We start from the raw sequence: 20,561 nt of genomic DNA on the forward strand, positions 1-20,561 counted from the left end.
CGGATCAGCCCGCGAGCTGGCGCTTCACCTCGGCGGCGACCCGGCCGCCCTCCGCGAGCCCGGCCACCTTCGGGTTGACGATCTTCATGACGGCGCCCATGGCGCGCGGTCCCTCGGCCCCCGACTCGGCGATGGCGTCCCGGACGATCGCGGTCAGCTCCTCGTCCCCGAGCTGCTTGGGCAGGTACTCCGCCAGCACCTCGCCCTCGGCGCGCTCCCGCTCCGCCGACTCCGCCCGGCCGCCCTGCGCGAAGGCCTCGGCCGCCTCCCGCCGCTTCTTCGCCTCGCGCGTGATCACCTTCAGCACCTCGTCGTCGGAGAGGGTGCGCGCGGTGGTGCCCGCGACCTCCTCCTTCGTGATGGCCGTGAGGGTGAGCCGGAGCGTGGCGGAGCGCAGTTCGTCGCGTCCCTTGATCGCCTTGGTGAGGTCGTCGTGCAGTCGCTGCTTGAGCGTGGTGGTCATACGCCGAGTTTCGCATCCCTGCGGGGCGGTCGCGCCGCATATACGAGGGAGGCGGGGGGCGACTGCCCGTCGGGGGGCTGTGCGGCTGGCCGTGGCAGGGTGCGCCCTGGCTGAAGGGTGCCCGGCTGAAGGGGGCTCCTGTCTGAAGGGTGCGCCCGGCTGAAGGGCGCCCGTTTGAAGGGAGCGCCTGTCTGAAGGGTGCGCCCGGCGCCGGTCGAGGGGCCTTGGCGCGCGTACGGCCCGGACTCTGACACGATGGACGTATGCGCGCGCGATACGGAATTCCCCTCGGTGTGACGGCGGCCGGCGCGGCCGGCCTGGCGTACGCGGCCGGTTTCGAGGCGCGGTCCTTCCGCCTGCGCCGCGTCGACATCCCGGTGCTGCCCGAGGGCATGCGCCCGATCCGTATCCTCCAGGTCTCCGACATCCACATGGTGTCGGGCCAGAACAAGAAGCGCCGCTGGCTCCAGTCGCTGGCGGGCCTGCGCCCCGACCTGGTCGTCAACACCGGCGACAATCTGTCGGACCCCACCGCCGTACCCGAAGTCCTGGACGCGCTGGGCCCGTTGATGCAATTCCCCGGCACGTACGTCTTCGGGTCGAACGACTACTACGGCCCCAAGTTCCGTAATCCCGCCCGGTACTTGGTGGAGAAGGCGCGCGGCCAGCACGGGCTGAACGGCAAGGACCGCGCCGCGCACGGCGTCCTGCGCAACCCCTGGGGCGAGCTGCGCGACGCGTTCGACGCGGCGGGCTGGGTCGGCCTCAGCAACTCCCGCGGGCAGCTCAAGCTCGACCACGGCCCCGTGCTCGGCCTCACCGGCCTGGACGACCCGCACATCAAGCGCGACCGCTACGCCGCGGTCGCGGGCGGCCCCGACCCGGACACCGACTTCAACCTGGCGGTCGTCCACGCGCCCTACCTGCGCGTCCTGGACGCCTTCACCTCCGACCGCTACCCGCTGATCCTCGCCGGGCACACCCACGGCGGCCAGATCTGCGTCCCCTTCTACGGCGCGCTGGTCACCAACTGCGACCTCGACACCGACCGCGTCAAGGGCCTGTCCACCCATACGGCCACCGGCTCCACGTCCTACCTGCACGTCTCCGCGGGCTGCGGTGCCAACCGCTTCACCCCGGTCCGCATCGCCTGCCCGCCCGAGGCGACACTCCTGACGCTCACCAGCCGCTGACCCGTCCCGCCGTCCGCCGTCTCGTACGGTGAGGCATGCCTGCAATCCCCCGTTCGTACGTGGCGGCCTTCCGGCTGCTGATCGCGGCAGCGGCGGTGACGGGAATCACCATCGAGTGCGCGCACTTCCCGCCGCTGCGGGTCTTCACGTACTTCACGGTCCTCACCAACGCGGCGATCGCGCTGACCTTCGCCTGGTCCGCGTACCGCACCTGGACCCGGCGTCCCCCGATCCCCCCGCTGATCCACGGCGCCGTCCTGCTCTGCATCGTGATCACCGGCCTCGTCTACCACCTCGTCCTCGCCAATGACGCGAGCGACTTCTCCGAGTCCGAGGCCCTGGGTGCCCGCACCGGCGCCCTGGCCTTCTCCAACCAGCTCCTCCACACCGTGACCCCCCTCACGGTCGTCCTCGACTGGCTCCTGCTCACCGCCCCCGGCCGCTTCCCCTGGCGCTACGCCGGCCAATGGCTCCTGCTCCCCCTCGCCTACTTCGCCTTCGCCCTCATTCGCGGCCCCTTCTCCGGCTACCCCTATCCCTTCCTCGACGTCGACACCCGCGGCTACCCCGCCACCCTCCTCACCGCCCTCCTCCTCGCCCTCGCCTTCGCCGCCCTCTCCCTCCTCCTGATCCTCCTCGACCACCACCGCCCCGCCCCCGAGGAAACCGGATTTCGCCCTCAGCCCCCCGTCCGCTAAAGTAAACCCCGTTGCACCGGGGTGTGGCGCAGCTTGGTAGCGCGCTTCGTTCGGGACGAAGAGGCCGTGGGTTCAAATCCCGCCACCCCGACTGGTGACACTGCACGTGAGGGGCGGTCTTCCGATCAGGAAGACCGCCCCTCACGGCGTTTGCGGGGGGGCCTTGGGAGAAGATCGTGGTCGGGGCCGCCCTACCCTCCGCCGAGCTGCGGCGGGGGCACGCGGTCGCGGCCGGAGCGACGGGCCCATGGACGAAGCCACGTCCCCGGCGTCCGGTGCCATGGATCAGCCACTCGCGGGGCGCCTGAGTACATCGCATGCGAGTCCGGCTCGATCCTGACCGCCGCCGCTCGATCGAGACAGAAAGCCAGCCGAATAGTGCGCGGCTTCGGGTCTCTCCGCTCAAAGGCACCACCGCATCTGGTCATCCCTTCTCAGCGCTCGTTAGGATCACGATTCATGGCCGGTCACCTCTTGCGGCAGCCCGACAACCGCGTTCTCGCATGCGCTCTCGCGAAGCGAGTCCGTGAACTGCGGGCTGAACGAGGCTGGACACGTGAACAGCTTGCGGAAGGAGCCGGAATCCAACCCTCCACACTCGCACGGCTGGAGAATCAAGGGGCTAGCCAGCCGGGCTTCTTCACCGTCGGCAAGATCGCGAGTGTTCTCGGGGTCTCGCTGGACGATCTGTTCCGGGATGCCAAAGCCAGCCCGGGCCTGTGGTCCGCCGGCTACGAGGGGCGGGACATCGACTCGTTCGTCGCCTCACTCGTGGACAGCCGAATCGACATCGTGGCCGACGTTCGACTCACGCCCATCAGTCGTAAGCCGGGCTTCAGCAAGACACGACTCGGAGCCGCACTGAGCGGAGCGGGCATTGAGTACGCCCACCTGCGCACCCTGGGCAATCCGAAGGCCAACAGGGCGCCCTTCTGGGACGGCCGCCTCGCCGAGGGCAAGGCTCAGTTCCGCAGCGTCCTGCGTTCCGACGAGGCTCGCTCGGACCTCGACCGCCTCGCCGCCCACGCCAAGCACTCACGCGTCGCGGTGTTGTGTTTCGAGGCGGACGAGAATCGCTGCCACCGCCAGGTGGTCTTGGAAACGGTCCGAAAACAGGCTTCCGTAGCCGTACACCCGCTGGCCTGACTTCGCCCCAAGCCTCGTAAGCACTCTTGCATAATGCGCATAGCTCCTTTCTCATCTGATCGAGGGGATCAGGGGAGGGGGCGAAATGGCGGGGACGCCGGAACGCGCGCGGATCATGATCACGGTCAAGACGTATCCCGAGCTGTCGAACAAATACCGCGAGACCAGCTGTGTCGCCGGCATAAGGCTGGACCAGAGAGTGCCTCAGCACGTTCGCCTGTTCCCGGTGCCGTTCCGGCTTCTCGAAGAAGGCGTTCAGTTCGCCAAGTATTCGATCATCGAAGTCGATGTCGAGCCGCACAGTCGGGACAGACGCCCGGAGAGCCTACGGCCGAACCTCGACCAGGACGCGGCACGTCGCTCGGCATCTTCCGGCCCGCCGAGGTCACGGACTTCCGCCTGGTGGATGCCCAGCCCTGGACGGCATCCAAGGCCGCACTGGCCGACCAGCTCGATCTGTTCGACAACGACATGAGTCGGCTCGAATGGGTACCGATCGAGTTCCGCTATCGCTTCCGGTGCGTGGACGACGACTGTCCGGGCCACCACATGGGGCTTCAGGACTGGGAAGCCGGAGCGTCGTACCGCAGGTTCCTGTGCAAGTACGGCGAGCAGGAAGTTCTGAACAAGCTACGGCAACGCTGGTTCGACGAGATCTTCACCTCTGACCGGGCCGTCCACTTCTTCGTCGGGAACATCGCGGCCCACCCCAAGACGTTCATGCTCCTGGGCCTGTTCTACCCGCAGCGGCGCGTCGTGGAATACGTCCAGGACGGCCTCTTCAGCTTGTGAGCCGAACGCACGGCAGATGAACTGTTCGAGGGCGAGCGAGCCGGCCCGCCGCCGGGGAGGCCGACGACGGGCCGACACTGTGCTACTTGCGCCGACAACGCCGAAGGACGCTCACCAGTGCGGCAAGTTCACTCAGTACGGCCGGGACGGAGGCCGGGGTGGTGTTCCAGCGTTCGCTAGCCGGAGCCTGTAACCACAGGAGCGAAACAGCAGCGACCGGACGCCGAAAGGCACCCGGTCGTCTGCATCAGACACTTTGGACCCAACAGATCTGATAGTTACTCACCTGCCACCCAGAAGGTCAGCCTGACTGCCAGACAGCTCGGCACGTGTCGACGCGCGAGCGGCCACGTCCTGCGAATTGGCCCACCGCCGCGGAAGAGAGTGCGCCAACTCATGCTCAGCGACGTCCATGCCCAGCTCACAGAGCACCTGGCAGATCAGCGAACACCGTCGTCGGCATGTGCGAGCCCCAAGCCCAAGAAACGGTAGCCCCGCGGACGTGACCGACGAAGACGACGGCCAGGGAGCAGGTTCGCCAGAGTAGAAGGATGTGTCTTCGACCTGGAGAACGCGGCCCCGTTCACGGCAACCAGCGGGCGGCCTGCTCGCGGGTGACGCGTTCGGCATCCACGTGCCACAGACGGCTCTTGCTGTCCCACCGGGCGCCAACGGCTCGTTTCGCATCGTCCTTCTCCGCGAACGGTACGTTCAGGTAGAGGCGGCCCGCGACGACGGCGCCGGGGCGGATGCTTTCGGCACCCGCCGAGGCGGACGAGGCGGCTGATGTAGAGGACACGAAGGACGCGGCGCGGGGGTTCCAGGCGGCCCGGTCCTTGCGGGCGCGGTCGACGACGCGGCCGACACGTGCGCAGGACGTCGGGTCGGTGAGCCTCATCATCAGGTCCGTCGGGCCGGTGTTCGCCAGAAGATTGAGTGAGCCGTGCCAGAGGACCGTGTCGTCGAGGATGAGGACCTTCTCGTGCATGCGCTCGCGGAAATCCACCTCGCAGCCGGCCGAACGCAGTTCGTCGATCCGCTGCTGGTGACGGATCACAGCGGCGCTTTCGCGCTGTTCCTCAGCCGGCCGGGTATGGACGACGACGCGTACCCCCGCGGCTGTGCGTGCGGCGAAATGTGCCGACCACTTGGCCACAGGTCTCGGATCAAGGAAGGCGCAGTAGATCTCGACGGAGGTGGTCGCGTGGGCGACGTCCCACTCGACGGCCCGGTACACCTCGTCCGCGGGGAAGAACGCGGGGCGGGCGAGTTCCTCCTCGGACAAGCCGCCGAGCTGGTCGGCGCCGCGCGTGGGGATGAGCTGGTCGGCGGATATCAGCTGCGCGTGGGCCCCGAGGTGGTCGAGCATCCGCACGACCTCGCTGTGGGGGGCCAGATGCCGCCTCAGGTGGTCGACATCGGAGACGACGACAAGGTGGTCCTGGGCGCGGCTCAGCGCCACGTTGAGCAGGCGGCAGGTCTGCGAGTCCAGGCCGGCGCCCTCATAGAAGTAGCCGGGCCCTTTCCCGGCTCCCGCCACGGTGTCCAGGATGACGACCGGGCGCTGGCTGCCCTGGAAACGGTGCACGGTATCGACCAGGCCCTCGTATCCCTGGCCGAAGCGGTACTTCAGACTTCCCTGGAGCGCACGGACCTGGTCCCGGTAGGGGGCGATCACTCCGAGGCGGTCGGCGGGGCCCTCACCTCGCCCGATCTCGTCCTGGTCCCATTTGCGGCCCGGGAGCACGCCCTCGTGCTGGAGTCCTCGCACGATCTCGTGGACGACCGCCTCGTTGACGGTGTTGGTCCTGTGATCCGAGCCGATGATGCGCTGTTCGGAAGTGTCCACGAGGATCACGGGCGCGTCGATCAGGCCGTTGAACGGAATCCTGCTCCGGTCGTCACGGCCGGTGGCGAGCCGGGCGTCCGGATACGCGACTGTGTTGACGAGGTCGCAGATCGGCGCCCGCATGCGGTATTGGGTGTCGAGTGCGACGAGACGGGGGTCCACACGCACTCGGCCGCGGGGGTCCACCAGACCGGCCGCCCGGAAGGGATCCCGGGCAGTCCACTGCCGTGAGTGTCCTCGCTCCGCCTCGGTCGCCTTGGGATCACTGTCGCCCTTGGTCACCGCAGGCAGTTGACGGAAGTCCCCCGCGACGACCAGACGCTTGCCCGCGAGCCCGGCGGCCAGCCAGGCGGAGGGCAGATTCACCATGCCGGCCTCATCCATGACGACGACATCGACCCGGTCGAGGAGTTTGCGCGACTGAATGGCCTTGGCGACGGTCGCTCCCATGACACGGCACTTCGCCCGCACGGTGTCCTGGATCTTTCTGCCCTGCTTGTCGAGTCCGTCGATCTGCTCCTGGAGCCGCTCGGCCTGCCGGGCAAGGGCAGGCCGGGGCGACGTCCCCGCGAGCCGGGCGCGGGCAGCGGCTGCTCGCCCCTGCAAGTCCTCGATGGTGACGGCGGTCCTGCGGGCACGGAACAAGCTGTCGGCCGCGAACGCCCGAGCCCCGGCTGCGACGGCATCAGCCTGGGCGGCCTCCCCCTGGAGCTGCGCCAGCTGGAGCTCCTTGCGCTTGGCGAACACGCCCTTCGGCAGGCCCGTCCGATGGATTTTCAGGCGGAGTTGTGCGGCATGGGCCTCGGCCCTCAGCTGATCCGCCTCCGCGACCTGCGCAGCCTGCGCGTCAGCAGTCCGGGCGGCACGGGCTCGGGCGAGCTCCCCCTCGACCGTCGCGGCCTCGTCGTGCAGGGCAATGACGGAGCGCGTTTCGGACAGCGCCTGTACGGCCTGGGCCAGTGCGGCATCCAGCTGCGTCGACATGCGGGCGGTGATCTGGGCGGTGTCGACCTGGTCGCCGTAGCGCTCGTTCAGGGAGAGGAGTTCGATGTCACCTGCGCGCTGTACCAGGCCGTCGGCGAAGCCCGGTTCGGCGCGCATAAGGTCGCAGATACGTTCCAGCGCCTGGTCGACGGCCACCTTCGTCGGGGCGAGGAACAGGACATTGAGGCCCTGCCGGACGCTGCCTTCGATGATGTGGCCGACCACATCGGTCTTGCCGGTGCCCGGCGGTCCCCAAAGAAACAGCACCTCGCTCGCGAGGGCCTGTTCCACGGCCTGGCGCTGGCGTGCGTTGAGGTTGAGGCCCGGCCAACCGGCGACCCACCGGGCGGGATCGGGATCCCGCGCGACGCGCGGATTACCCTGGCCGAGTATCCAGCCCGCGCTCTCCAGCCGCACGACGCCGTCCGCCGTACCCGCTGTTTCGAGGCTCCGGGCCATGACGGCCCAGCTCTCCGCATCGTCCCTGCGCAGCTGGGCGTTGGCCACCGACCGCCCCCATTCGGGTCCGGAGACCACGACCCGCACCTTGCCGTCAGGCATACGGGACGCCTCGGCCGGTGTCCAGGTTCCGCGGGCCTGCGAGGGGCGGATCAGGACCTTGGCGCCGTTCAGCGCCGGAATCCACTTTAGGCACGTGAAGACGTGTTCGGCGCGTCCTCCCTCGGTGGAGACCAGCCGCCCCGAGCCGAGGGAGACCTTCTCTGCGTCCTTGCCGTCGCCCCGCCATTCGGCAGCGATCTCCGACCGTACCGCCGCGAGAAGTTGCGGTATCGGAAACGGCTGCACGGCCCGCACCATTCGTGTGCTCCCCCAAGACGTTCGCGACAAGTCGCACGACTTTACGTGACTACCGAGGCCGAGGACCCGCAACCGGCCAGACCCGCATTACGTTACGTCGCCAGTCGGTCACCGGCGAATCGTTGGGTCATCAGCCACCGGGCTCCGGTCACCGAATGAGCGGCCGGATGAATCTGCTCGGCTCACCGCTCCAGGTGATCGTCAGGGCGTCGCGGGCACGCGTCGCCGCGACGAACAGCAGCGACCGTGCCCGCTGGAGTTCTCTGCGATGGCGCACCGCGTCGGCGCGCGCCCAGGAGTCCACCGATGAGCGCGGGACAAGGCCTTCCGAAACTCCGACGAGGATCATGCACCGGTATTCGAGCCCCTTGAACCGGTACATCGTGCCGATGTGCACTCCCTCGTCGCTCCGAGGGCCGTCGCGCGTGATCTCCGCGGAGACGATGCCCTGCCGCGCGAGCCGCTGCCCGACTTCCGCGACCATGTCATTGGTCGGGACGCAGATCGCCACCGACTCCCGGGGGACGTCGTGCCATTCCTTCAATAGGTCGGCCACCAATTCGAGTTCACCGGACCGGTCGGAGGCACCGCGCAGCATGGGTGTCGGCCCGTGCAGGATCGAGCGGTATCCGTCGAGGGTGTCGCGAGCGCCGTCCAGGTCGTCGTATTCCTGTTCGACGCCGTCCAGGATTCCCTTCGCGAACCTCAGGATCTCCCTCGTGGTGCGATAGCTCAGGGTCAGCCGGCTCGACCTACCGCGGATGTTGATGCCGAGACTGCCCAGTGTGACCTGATTGTCGTAGATGCGCTGGTGGGTGTCCCCGACGAGGAAGATGTCGTCGGGCCCGGTGGGGGCCATAGCCCGAAGCATCTTCCAGTGCGCCGCGCTCAGGTCCTGGGCCTCGTCGACAACGATGTGGCGATACCGATATTGCAGCCAGGCACCGGATCCGGACTCCACGTGGATGTTGCCCGGTCCCCCGCTCGCGTCCCGCTTCTCCTGCCGCGAGTCGATCCTGGCTTTGCGGACCGTCTCCAGCTGGGCCGCGCGCTCGGCGACCTGCCGGTGGGTTTCCCGTCCCTGGAGTTCGAGCCGTTGCGTGAACCGCTCCGCCATCTGCCAGATCTCGGCACGTTCGGCCCGGCTGATGCTGCGGCCGCGGCCACGCCGGCTCGCGCCCACATCGCTCGCCGCTGGTGCGCGTTGCCCGGCATCTCCTGGGCGGTGTCGAAGGAGTGGGCGGCCCAGCTGTTCTCCGACGCGGTCCGCTCGACGGCCGTCGACCAATGCAGGTGGGCGTCTATCCACGCATCGGCTCTATCGCGGAAGATCTCGACGGCGGATGACAGTTTCCTCAGGTGATCGCGGCCGGTGGGGAGTAGGTGCTCAGCGGCGAGCCGGCTGAGGGTGCGCAGGGAGTTCGCGACCTCGGCCTCATGGTCGGCCAGAACGCCTACCGCACCCCGTACGGCGTCATCCCGGACACCGCCGCCTTCCTCGGCCCGGTCCCAGTTCCGGCGTTTTGCGTCGGGCAGCGAGGTCCGCTTCCAGCCGGGAGCGCCGTTCACGCAGGTCCCGCACCTGCCCGTCGAGCACCGCGATGGTGTCGTTCACTTCCGAGAGTCGCTCGGTGAGTTCGGCGATACGGCGGTGCCTGACCCTTTCGCGGGCGACAGAGCCGATGTGGACCGGCTCCGACTTACTCCATGTACCGGTGGCGGAGCCTCCGTCGGCGCCGATCGCGGCCAGGTACTCGGTGGGAAGGAGCAGGCCGAAGGCGCTACCGGTCAGGAGTCGGGACACGATGTCAGCAGGTACGGCGGCATCGGGTTCGGGACGCAGCACGTCCAGCAGCGACGGTCCTGGAGCCGGCACCGCCCAAGCGACGTCCGCCTGGGTGTCGTGACCGGGCAGCGCGACGCCGCCGTAGGGGCTCACCCAGGCGTCCAGCAGGCCGGATACCTCCAACGCCGCCTCCACGCCGGATTGGACAGTGCCGGGAACGGCGTCGTGAAAAGCCACCAGCGGCCCAACGGCGCTCCACTCATCGTCGAACGGTCTGCGGTCCGGGTCGGCGGAGCCACCGGAGGCAGGTCGGTTTCCCCATGCAGCGTGTCGATGGCACTCGCGAGCTCGGCGCGCTCGGTCAAAGCGGTTCCGCGAACCGCTTCCGCCCGGGTCCGGGCCTCGGTGATGTCCCGGTCCGCGAGACGGGCCGAGGAATCCACGGTCGCCACCACGTCGGCCTCGACCGCCGTCCGGGAAACCAACTCCTCGATGTCCTCGAAGCGCAGTTCGACACACCCGGCAGCCCACTCCGTCAGCAACTCCGCCTGTCGGACGAGACCTTTGGGCTTTCAGCGCTCCGTGGAGATCTTTGCCGGAGATGGCATCCAACCAGCCCGCCGTGCGCAGCCGTTCCCGAATGTCGTCCAATACGAGGGCGGTCTCCAAGCGCTCATTAGCAGCGCCGAAGGCGCTCACGATCGCGCCATAGAGATCAGCACACTCCCCCGTAGCGAAGCGGAACATCTCCGGTGGAACCCTGCCCACGCCTCCTCCCCCTCCGCCCGGCACCGTGACCCCCGCTCACTACAACGGAAGGGGAAGGGTCCGACAGCGGAGTCGGAAATGACGGATTCGGCAGCTCACGGCGGCACCGACGGGCATTGTGACTGGCCGCAGCCCGGACGACCGGACCGAGCACTCCTCGAAGACGGTGGGCGGCACTTCGTCGCCGGCTCTTCCCAACCCCCGGACGTCAGGGCGCGGTGAAGTTCTGCTCTCCCAACTGGCGCTTCCCGGCGGCCGCAACGATATGCGCGAACCATTCCAGCACTGCGCAGAGCTCGTCGCTGTGCTCCGCGAAGACCTCCACCGGGAACGACGGCCGCAGGTCCAGCTTGGCTGCCGCCAGAGCAATCCCGTCGATACCGTTGAGCCGATCGAGCAGCTCGCGCCGCAACGGTTCGTCGTCGAACGGGGGGCGGCGCTTGAGGTACTGGAAGACGACCTCGACCGTCCCGGACACCGGGTAGAGCCCCAGGGGCCACGTCATGCGAATGCCAGGCGTTCCCTCGAGGTGTGCCGTGGGGAAGCAGCTCGTCTCGTGCGCCCGGCCGTAGGTGAGGTAACCGCCTTGCTGTTCCCAGAAGCGCAGTGCGCTCAGGACGCCGTCCACCGTCTCTGCGGTCTGGTTGTCCCGCAGCTGCGTCTCGAAGCGTACGGCCGCAGTCGACTGCTGATCGGCGTTGTCCCCTGCGGCGGCGGGTGCGGGCTCCTCGTCGACATCGCGGCCCGTCAGGGCTGCCAGATCTCCTGTCGTCAGCCTGTGGGAGCGTCGGGCTCGGCCGGCTTCGTCTAAGGGGACGCCTTCGGCTTCCAGGAGGTCGCGCGCGTCTCCGGACCCCTTACCGTCCGGCCATCGGAAGCCGGCCGAGACGCGGCCGTCAGCCGTCAGGACCCGGTGGGCGCCGAGGATTCCGGCCTTGGTCGCCAGATGCTGGCCGACCGGGACGGCGTGTGTGCCGATCAGGCCGGCGACGTCGCCGTACGTCGTCCACGTTCCGGTCGGCATGGCGAGGAGCGCGGCGCGCAACTCCTTCCAGCCGGTCCACTCGTCGTCGGCGGAGACCGTTCCCGCGACAGGTCCGGGCCACAGCCGCACGGCCCGCCCGGCGAGGTCGTCGGCGCGCTCCAGGATCTCCGCCCGCCCCCACCGTTCCTGCTCTGCAATCGTCTGGTTCATCCGCAGAGCACTGGAATCCAGGATCTCCTGCTTCCGGCGGAAAGGATGGTTGGACAATTTCGCATTGTCCGCCGACAGCGTCAGGTTGCCCAACGTGTGGACCAGCAGCGCATGCAGCTCGTCCGGGGTCTGCCCGTCCCCCGTCTCTTCGGCGAGGAGGTCGAGCCACTGATGAGCAGGGCGCTGCGGAAGGACGTGTTCGACGGTGAGATGCGCCTTGGCGTAGTCGACCGGTTCGCTGCCTCCGTAGCTCTCCTCAAGCCTTCGCAAGACCTGGAAGCGCTGGTTGCTGCGACCCGCCTTGTAGAAGGGCCTCGTACGGATCGCCTCGCGGAGAGCCTCGTCGTCGGGCCAGACGCGTGCGCCCGTGGTGTTCCGCGACAGGAAGCGACGCACCGCCTCTGCGGGATCGTCGTCCTTCTCCAGCTCCTTGGGCATCTCCATGAACACCCGGTTGCTGCCCATCGTGGAGTATCCGGTGAGCAGACGTCGCACCATGTAGCTCTCGGCGTACGCCAGCGCCTGGGCGGCCTGGCGAGCCGTTGCCCGCCCGGTATCCACGCGGTCGAGCAGCTGGAGTGCCAGGGGATAGTGCGTCTGGCCACCCCACCGGGACAGCCTTTCCAGGATTTCACGCAGGTCCGGGTCGGGTTCCCGTGCGGGCTGCAGGATGCGCACGAGGCGTTCCGCGCGCCTCCCTAGGGCTGCGATCTCTTCCTCAAGCGCCGCCTCATCGTTGCTGATGGATTCCAGGCGGCTCTTCTGGTCGCGGTAGATCTCGCTCTGCTTGGCCCGGCTGTTGCCCCCCACCACCAGGTCGAGCCACACAAGGAGTTCGAGATTGGCGGGGCCCAGGAGTTCCTGCATGGGCAGCCAGCGGTTGCGGTACACCGACTCACCACGGGTCGGCAGGCACATGAAGAGGTAGTTGCGCAGCAGGTCGCTCTGGCTGAGTCCGACCCCGGTGTTGTTGATGGACTCGAAGATGCGGTAGACGTTGTCGCTCTCTGCCGCGGTGATCTCGACGATCGAGACCAGGCTGCTCAGGACGGCTTCCACGGCGTCCGTCCACGCCTCTCCGCCAGTTTCCTCGCCCACGGTCAGCGCCGCCAGGAAGAACCGGTACGCGGCGCCGACGTTGCCGGGGCCACCCGCTCTGGGAGAAGTCTCGACGCAGGCGGTGAAGGCGTCACGGTCGGCCTGCGTGGGCAAAAGCCGATAGTGGTCGTCACCGCCCCGGTATTTGTTGACCAGCATCAGGTCATGGATGCGGTCGGCCTTCACTTCCGAGCCTTCCGTGCCACGTGCGCGGTGGCGATCACGCAGTGCGGTGAAGGCGAGCATGAGGGTGGTGAGCCGCTGCTGCCCGTCGACGACGAGCCAGCGCTGCATTCCACCCGCGGTGATCCGGCCGGGTGCCAGGACGACGGAACCGAGGAAGTGAGCCGCCGGGTCACGGCCTTCCAACCGGTCCTCGACCAGCTCCTGCACGTCGTTCCAGAGTTGCTTGAGCTGATCTCGCTCCCAACTGTACGTGCGCTGGTAGAGGGGAATCTGGTACTGCTTCTCGCCTTGGACGAGATCTTTGAACGTGGTCTCCTGAGCGTGCACGTACGCCTCTCCCCGAGGTGGGTCTTGAACTGCCGCATTCGTTCTGCGTCGCTGAACCGCCGGGAATACAACCGGAGGATCGTCAAGCCCTCATCCGCTGCTCGTCATGCCGCTGGCCGTTTCCGTGAGGGCACCTTCGGCGAGCAGCGCGGCGATGTCTGTGTCCAGGGCGGAGCGAATGTCCGGACCCCGGCGCTTCCAACCGAAGTAGTCGCAGGTCTGGCGGACGAGTTCATCGCGCGACATACCCGGGCTCTCCGCGGTGAGTTCCCGCAAGGCGAGCTGTCTCTCAACGGCCGGAATGTGCGCACATTTGCGCAGCACGTCCGCTGCCGGATGCCGTGCCCGAAGCTCCGAACGGGCAACGGCGTCAAGGAATTCGCCGTCTGCCACGACAAGCCCGGCTGCAGCCAGAGCCCGGACGACCTGGTGGATGTTCTCGCGAATCCGGACACCGGCACGGCCTACACCCCATATCTCGCGGGCACGTTGAACGAGCAGGTCCTCGTGGATCGGGCCTTCGGTCTCGATCACGCGAGTCAGCAGCCTGCGCAGAACGGGACGGGCCTCGGCGGTGTGGAGCTCGTACCTCGGCGTCACCTCCAGCGCGCACACCTCGTACGGTGCACTCCAGGGCCGGTCCGGGGCGGTGTCAACGGGTACCCGTTGTTCCGCGGGAGTCGGCTCGGCTGTCACCTGAGGCGGGACAGGTGGCGGCTCCGCAAGAGCTTGACGAGGCTCGGCGGCCACCGCCGACTCGACGGCCTTCCGCAGGCGCTGCTCGGCCGCGGTGCGGTCCCGGTACCAATCGGTTCCCCAGATGCGGTGGAGCGTCCATCCCAGTCCGGCCAGGACCTCCTCGCGCAACCGGTCGCGGTCGCGGGCCGCCCTGGAGGAGTGGTACATCGCCCCGTCGCATTCGATTCCGAGGGCGTACGCGCCGGGGATCAGCGGGTGTCGCAGACCCAGGTCGATCCGGTAGCCGGCGACCCCGACCTGCGGCCGCACATCGTATCCCCATGTGCGGAGCACCTGGAGAACGGAGACCTCGAACGGACTCTCCGGCTCGGCATCCGGCTGGACGAGGTCGAGGGCCAGGGATGCGGGGCCCTTCTCCGCATACTCCAGGTACCGCTTGAGGTGCTGGACGCTGGGATTCGGGCTCTCGCCAAGTGCTCCTCCCGCGAAGGACGCGACGACCTCCATGCGATGGCGCGCCCGGGTAACCGCGACGTTGAGGCGCCGCCATCCGGCCTCCTTGTTAATGGGGCCGAAGTTGAGGCCGAGCTTGCCGTTCTCGTCCGGGCCGTATCCGACCGACATGATCATGACGTCCCGCTCGTCGCCCTGCACGGACTCCAGGTTCTTGATGAAGAAGCCGTCCAGACGGTCTTCCGTGAAGTACGGGTCGAGGTCCGGGCGGACCAACCGGGCCTGCTGGAGCTCCTGGTCGATGGCTGACGCCTGGGCCTGCGAGAGGGCCACAACTCCCAGTGTGCGGCCGGGGCGCGTGTCGAAGTGGTGGATGACCCGCTCCGCTACCGCTGCGGCCTCGGTGCGGTTGTCCCGGCGACCGCCGCGGTCGTATGTACCCGCGGCGTTGATGAACGCGACTCCCACGTCGTTGCCCTGTTCGGTGGCGCCGGGGAAGGTCACCATTGAGTTTCCGTAGAACGAGCGGTTGCTGAAGGCGATCAGGTTCTCGTGGCGGCTGCGGTAGTGCCAGCGCAGCGGGAGTTCGCGCAATGCGCCGGCCTTACACGCCTGGAGGAGCGACTCGAACGAATCGGGTGCGTCCTCATTGAACTCCTCGCTGTCGTCTTCCACGGAGGAGTCGAAGAACGAGGTGGGAGGCAGTTGCTTGTCATCGCCGGCGACGACCAGGGAACGCCCTCGATAGACACAGTTCACCGCGTCGGCCGGCCGTACCTGGGATGCCTCGTCGAAGATCACCACGTCAAAGGTGAAGTCAGACGGGAGGAACTGGCTCACGGTGAGCGGGCTCATCATGAAGCACGGCTTGATGAGGTGCACCACGTCCTTGGTGCGGGAGAGGAGTTCGCGTACGGGCATGTGCCGTCGCTTCAACTCCGCCTGCCGCTTGATCACGGCAGCCGCCCCCACTCCGAAGCTACGCGGCCGACGCTTGTTGCACGCCTCGATCACGGCCCCGGATGCAGCGGCGACCAGCCGGCGATCAGCCGCTTGAAAGTCGCCCACCCGAATGTCCAGTTCCGCGGAGCGGGTGACCCGCAGCCTTGCGTCAGAGGCCAGCTGGCGGTCGGCCCAGGCCCTTAGGACGGCGTACTCGACCGCGTCCGGCAGAAGTGCCGGCGAGACGTTGCGCTCAGCCGCTAGCAGCAACAGCTCCGCGACTCCGTGACGTACGAAGACGGACCTCCCGCCCTGGTAAGTCCGCCATTCCTCTGGCCCGTGCGGATCGGACAGCAGCCTGTCGACAGTCTGCTGCGCTTGGTCCAACGTCCCCAGGACCGTCGTCGAGAGCTGCCCGCGCCGGGCGGTGCCGAAAAGGCTGAGGACCCCATCGGCCGCGGAAGACCAGCGCGCCGCCCGCTCCTCCGCGGCTCGGCACCAAGCAGACAGCGATGTACGGACGTTCGCTGCCAGCAGGGCGGCCAGCTGGTCGCCTTCTGCACCATCCGCCAGGCGGGATCCGAGTACGTCTCGCCGTTCTACCTGGGTGGAGAGCGCGTCAATACGATCCGCGACGGCCAGTGCCTCATCGAGGACATCGAGATCTTGCGACGTGCGAGGCGTGTAGCGCCCCAGCAGGGGGGCATGTTCCATGGCCGCGCGCCCCACCTCGGCTGCAGCCCTCTGCCAGGTGAGTGCATCCTCCAAACGGGTGGGCAGACTCTTGTGCCACGTCCCTTCGCGGGTCAGGAGCACTACCGCCTGACGGTCGGCCTTGTACTGGCCGGAGAACCGTGCCGTGATCCCCCGGTGCTGATCGGCGAAACGACGGACGAGGTCGCCCAATTCCGCCGCGTCGACGGCCTGCTCCCCAAAGGTGTCCTCGGCAGCGGTACGCGCCCGCGTCTCCTCATCCAGCAACCGTCGCATCTCCCCCGTCGCCGCATGCGCCGCACTCAGGCCCTTCGGATCGAGCCACTGCCGGACCGGCCGGTTCTCTACCTCGGCCAGGTCGGTGAGCGCAAGGAGCTCATGGGCCTGTTGGGCGGCCATGGGTTTGCGGACTCCGTGCATGTCGGCAAGCTGGGCGAGAGCTGCGGTCACGTCCTCGGGTAGTCGGTCCCCGTGCGGGTCGTCGGCCTGGGTCTCGAGCTCGGTGCCGCCCGGCAGTCCATCCCGCACGGAGGTGACGAGGGTCCGCAACTCGCGGAGCGTGCGGGGCTCGGTGGTATCGGTGAACGGCCGTCGCTCGATAACAGTCCGCAGTCCTCGAAGCGCCTCGGCCCCCTCTTCCACAACGGCCAGCGGCGTGTCCCCCTCCAGACCTCGCCATGCGAACGCCTCCCCTTCGGCGACCGGTCGCCAAGCGCGTCCGACAACGCCCGCCGCGGCTATCAGGTCGGAGAGGACGGCCTCGGTGAGGTCTTTTGCCGGGCCGTTCCGTGGAAGGCGTGCGGTCAGTTGCGGTGTCCCTGCGCGGTCGAGCAGGACGAGACGGCCCAGCACATCGTGCAGCCTTCGCCCCAAGGGATCGCGCGGCTGGTTCATGGCCGCGGCATAGCCCGTCAGCTCCTCGCGCAGCCGGCGCGCCCGGTCCAGCTCGTGGTGTGCCGCTCCCGTTGTGCGGACCTCGGTGGAGAGCACACGGTGCAATTCCGTGGCGACGGCCTTCTTGGACGTGTCGCCGCTGTGCAGCGCGAGAACGAAATCGCCCAGACCTACGGAACTGAGCCGGTTGCGTACGACATCGAGCGCGGCGGCCTTCTCGCTCACGAACAGGACAGTTCGCCCCGCGTGCATCAACGCGGCGATCATGTTCGTGATGGTCTGGCTCTTGCCCGTACCGGGCGGCCCGCTGACGACGAAGGAGCGGCCGTCGAGCGCAGCAGCCACACTCTGACGCTGCGAGGCATCGGCGTCGAGCACCAACGGCGTGTGTTCAGGGAGTTGGATCTCGTCGATCCGGTCCAGGTCCGGCGGGTCGAAATCAATGGCGTCGTCGCGCAGCCCCGCATCAGGGCCGAGCGCCACGGCCCGCACCAGCGGATGGGCCGCTATCAGGCCCTCATTCTGGAGCAGGTCCTGGTACATGGCCTCCTTGTAGGAGGCGAACAAGCCGAGCACCAGACGTTCTTCGACCGACCAGCCCTCCTGTCCGGCAGCCACCTGCCGAGCCGCAGACAGAACGGCGGACGTGTCCGCCGGGTCCGCCTCGGCCACACGGGACCAGTCGATCCCCAATCGCTCTGTCTTCACCGCCAATGCTGCGTTGAGCATGCGCTCTTGACCGTCGGCAGCGTGCAGTCGAAGGCGGCCGTCGCCGTTGGGGCGCAAGTCCACGGGTACCAGGAGAAGGGGTGCGGCGCTGGCCTCCCGAGCCCCGGGCTCGCGCCAGTTGAGCATTCCCACGCCCAGCCACAGCACCCAGAGACCGTAATCGTTGAATGTCCCCGCTGCCCGGTTCCGCAGCAGACGAAGAGCAGCGTCCAGCGAGGTCTGCTTGGTCTTATGCGTGCACAGCCCTTGTGCACCCGCCCCACGATCGGGAGCGGTCGGCGCCGACGCCTTCCGCAAGTCCACACCCGTATCGGTACCCGGCTGCGGGATCGACGCGAACTGCCATCCCTTGCCCAGCCGTTCTAGTACCGTCGCGACTTCCGGGGCCGTGACCTCTAACGTCGCTGTCCTGGTGTGCCGAAAGTTGAGCAGTCGGTTGCGACCACCCAGGTCGAGCAGCGAGTCGCGCCACTCACTCAAGACCTTCTGCAATTTCGGGTGCACCTGGGTGCCGACCCCTGGCCCTGCTATGTGGCCAAGGCCGGTCGGATAACGGTCAGACATGAGAAGGGCACCTCCGGGTGTGGTCAGCACACAACAAGGGCGCTCCCCCGAAGGCCCCAATACCCGTACTTATCACTCCGCGCAGTGCAATGTCGGCAAAACTGGGCTTCGTTGTACGAGGTAGTGCAGATGTGGAGCACCGTTGTCACATCGAGCGGCCGTGGGCTCACGATGCGAAAGCCAGGCGGTCGCTCAGGGCCGCAGTCGCCGGTTGCCGGCTGGCGCTGCCTGTCTTCAGGCAGGCTCGTTCAGCGCCGACGTCTCTATGCCACTGCCCGATTGCCCGATCCAAGGCAAATGTGCCGGTCACCGGTCCGCCGCGGCGGGCCTCGCGGCGACGGGCTGAAAACGCCGCCGATGACCTATGGAAGGCGATGGTGGCGCCTGTCACGGGAGCGCCTCCAGCCCGGTCAGGAGATAGGCGGCGTCGAGCCCCGCCGTGAGGTACTGCTCGAACACCTCGTTGTTCAGCGCCCAGGGCGACCGCTTCCGGCGGATCAGATCCACGGCCGCGCCCGGGTCGCTCCCCAGCTCAATCAGCACCTGGCCGACGACCAGGCCCGAGCGGTTGTAGCCGGAGTGGCAGCGTACGAGGACGGAACGCCCCGCCCGAGCGGCAGCGGAGACACGGATAGCTAGTTGCTGGACCGCAGCGATCTGGTCCGGCACCAGCGGGCCGTCGGGGAGCTCTAAGACCACATGCTCGACGGCGGCGGACGGGCCGTGCCCGGGGAGGGTGAAGAGGCTCACCACGAGGTCGAACTCACCGCCCACGACAGCCGTCTGCAACTCGCCCGCCATGTCGATCCAGTAGTGCCCGCCCATCCACAGGCCGGGGCGTATCTCACTCCACGGCTCATCGGGCCCAGGGACCTCTCGATCCTTCTGTCGTGTCTTCACCGGCGCTCCCCTCCGACCAGGAGAACGAGCGTCCGCTGTACGGACGTTCCCGCCGCCGTGGCTTGCTGGTGTCACCTCCTCCGCCGCGGGCCGAGAGACGACAAAGGGGCACGTCAAACCGGGAATTCCTGGGAGCCATATGGGAGCCGAACCGCTCCCCGAGTCCCCTCGACACCACCCCAGGCCCACTCAGCCCGACGCCCCTGACCTGCGGCAACGCAAAACGCCCAGCGAGTAACCGTGGTTCGACGGCGTTCGGGACGAAGTGGTCGTGGGTTCAAATCCTGCCGCTCCGACTGGTGAAACTGCAGTTGAGGGGCGGTCTTCCGATGGGGAAGGCCGCCCCCACGGCGTTGTGGGAGCCTCCCGGGTGGTCGAGGTTGGAGGCGGGGGCGGCACAGATGCGGTACGTGCTGATGGCAGGTTCGAAGGATGGGGCTGCGATCAGCGGGGGGACTGAGTCCGGCTGCTTCAGGAGGCGGAAGCCCGGCTGTTGGGCCCATGCCCTGAGGAACTTCGCTGAGCAGTATGCGGCGGTCCACGGTTCGGTCATCACAGCGAGGCTGCCCGGAGGGACAGCCACAATCGAGTTCGGCGTTGGCGACGCCGCCGGCCATGTCCGTGACAGCGGCTGTCAGGGAGGCCGTGATGACGTGGTCGGCGGGGGGCGGGGTGGGGGCCCGTCAGGGGTTCCTGGTCCGCCTCGTCGGCGTGTTCGGTGCCGCGGAGCGGACCAGTGCGGGGACGGACTCCGCCGGCTCGGTCGCCAATACCGGTCCGGCCGTGGCTCGGAGCGCATCCAGCCGGGTCATCGTCCCCCATGGATCACGCGGATAGCGCGCGAGCTGCTACGCGGCGGGGAACTGGCGGTCAGAGGGCGGTGTTGTACTGGTGGGCGGGGAGGACTCCGGTGAGCTCTCGTTTGGCGAAGGGGGCGGCGGCGTTTCCGGTGCCGAGGTAGCGCCATGTCGTGCCGGTACTGTCCCGGGTGATGAGGTCGGGCTTGCCGTCGATGTTGCTGTCGCCGATGCCGAACATCTGCGTGTAGACGTTCCAGCCCGGACCGATCTTGATGCCGGGGGGCGAAGGTGCCGTTGCCCCTGCCCGTGTACAGCCACAGCAGACCGGCGTTGTCCCGGGCGATCAGGTCACCGGCTGAGGAGCCGGCGACGTTGCCGACCGCGACGATCCGGCTGTAGATGTTCCAGCCCGGACCGACCTTGACCCGGTCGGAGGCGGTCAGTTGGTGGCTCTCGGGGTAGTACACGGTGTCCTCGCGCCACAGGACGCCGGAGCTGTCGCGGGCCAGGATGTCCGGGGAGCCGTTGTCGGTGTAGTCGTGCGGAGCGGGCGGGCGCGCGA

12 protein-coding genes, 1 tRNA gene and 1 pseudogene are annotated in these 20,561 nt (G+C 68.1%); 5 read left to right on the forward strand and 9 right to left on the reverse strand.

The genetic code is table 11. The features are described from left to right. Positions 1-4: 4 nt before the first annotated feature. Positions 5-463, reverse strand: a complete 459-nt coding sequence (locus ACIOC1_RS00835; protein WP_391042635.1) for a GatB/YqeY domain-containing protein — start codon at positions 461-463, stop codon at positions 5-7. A 263-nt stretch (positions 464-726) separates the two neighbouring features. Here ACIOC1_RS00835 and ACIOC1_RS00840 point away from each other — a divergent pair, with 263 nt between their 5' ends. From ACIOC1_RS00840 to ACIOC1_RS00860, 5 genes are all read left to right on the forward strand, one after another. Then, positions 727-1,656: a metallophosphoesterase gene (locus tag ACIOC1_RS00840; RefSeq protein WP_355336098.1), complete on the forward strand. Its 930-nt coding sequence runs from the start codon at positions 727-729 to the stop codon at positions 1,654-1,656. A 35-nt stretch (positions 1,657-1,691) separates the two neighbouring features. Further along, positions 1,692-2,354, forward strand: coding sequence for a Pr6Pr family membrane protein (locus tag ACIOC1_RS00845; protein WP_401850873.1), 663 nt, complete (start codon positions 1,692-1,694; stop codon positions 2,352-2,354). Positions 2,355-2,371: 17 nt separating this feature from the next. After that, a tRNA-Pro gene (locus tag ACIOC1_RS00850) sits at positions 2,372-2,445 on the forward strand. 368 nt (positions 2,446-2,813) lie between these two features. After that, positions 2,814-3,500 (forward strand): DUF488 family protein, encoded by a 687-nt coding sequence (locus tag ACIOC1_RS00855; RefSeq protein ID WP_401850875.1) that lies wholly within the window; start codon positions 2,814-2,816, stop codon positions 3,498-3,500. 402 nt (positions 3,501-3,902) lie between these two features. After that, a complete protein-coding gene (locus tag ACIOC1_RS00860; protein WP_401850878.1) occupies positions 3,903-4,292 on the forward strand; it encodes a hypothetical protein in 390 nt (129 codons plus the stop codon). Between the two features lie 583 nt (positions 4,293-4,875). On the opposite strand, the gene ACIOC1_RS00865 is transcribed toward ACIOC1_RS00860, so the two are convergent. The 8 genes and pseudogenes from ACIOC1_RS00865 to ACIOC1_RS00900 form a co-directional block, all read right to left on the reverse strand. Then, positions 4,876-7,944, reverse strand: a complete 3,069-nt coding sequence (locus ACIOC1_RS00865) for an AAA domain-containing protein (protein WP_401850880.1) — start codon at positions 7,942-7,944, stop codon at positions 4,876-4,878. Between the two features lie 148 nt (positions 7,945-8,092). After that, positions 8,093-9,154: pseudogene (locus ACIOC1_RS00870) on the reverse strand (3'-5' exonuclease); the annotation flags it as partial. 264 nt (positions 9,155-9,418) lie between these two features. Beyond that, positions 9,419-9,913, reverse strand: coding sequence for a hypothetical protein (locus ACIOC1_RS00875; protein WP_401850883.1), 495 nt, complete (start codon positions 9,911-9,913; stop codon positions 9,419-9,421). A gap of 793 nt (positions 9,914-10,706) precedes the next feature. Beyond that, positions 10,707-13,304 (reverse strand): DUF262 domain-containing protein, encoded by a 2,598-nt coding sequence (locus tag ACIOC1_RS00880; RefSeq protein ID WP_401850886.1) that lies wholly within the window; start codon positions 13,302-13,304, stop codon positions 10,707-10,709. 90 nt (positions 13,305-13,394) lie between these two features. Then, entirely contained in the window at positions 13,395-18,299 is a 4,905-nt protein-coding gene (locus tag ACIOC1_RS00885; RefSeq protein WP_401850888.1) for a DUF3320 domain-containing protein, read from the reverse strand. A 387-nt stretch (positions 18,300-18,686) separates the two neighbouring features. Beyond that, positions 18,687-19,199, reverse strand: a complete 513-nt coding sequence (locus tag ACIOC1_RS00890) for a protein phosphatase (RefSeq protein WP_355336006.1) — start codon at positions 19,197-19,199, stop codon at positions 18,687-18,689. Positions 19,200-19,476: 277 nt separating this feature from the next. Next, positions 19,477-19,782 carry a DUF6368 family protein gene (locus tag ACIOC1_RS00895; protein ID WP_401850891.1) on the reverse strand — a complete coding sequence of 102 codons (306 nt, stop codon included), beginning with the start codon at positions 19,780-19,782 and terminating at the stop codon, positions 19,477-19,479. Positions 19,783-20,069: 287 nt separating this feature from the next. After that, positions 20,070-20,237, reverse strand: coding sequence for a hypothetical protein (locus tag ACIOC1_RS00900; RefSeq protein WP_401850894.1), 168 nt, complete (start codon positions 20,235-20,237; stop codon positions 20,070-20,072). Positions 20,238-20,561 lie beyond the last annotated feature (324 nt).

Source organism: Streptomyces sp. NPDC088197 (assembly GCF_044741185.1).
Taxonomy (GTDB): domain Bacteria; phylum Actinomycetota; class Actinomycetes; order Streptomycetales; family Streptomycetaceae; genus Actinacidiphila.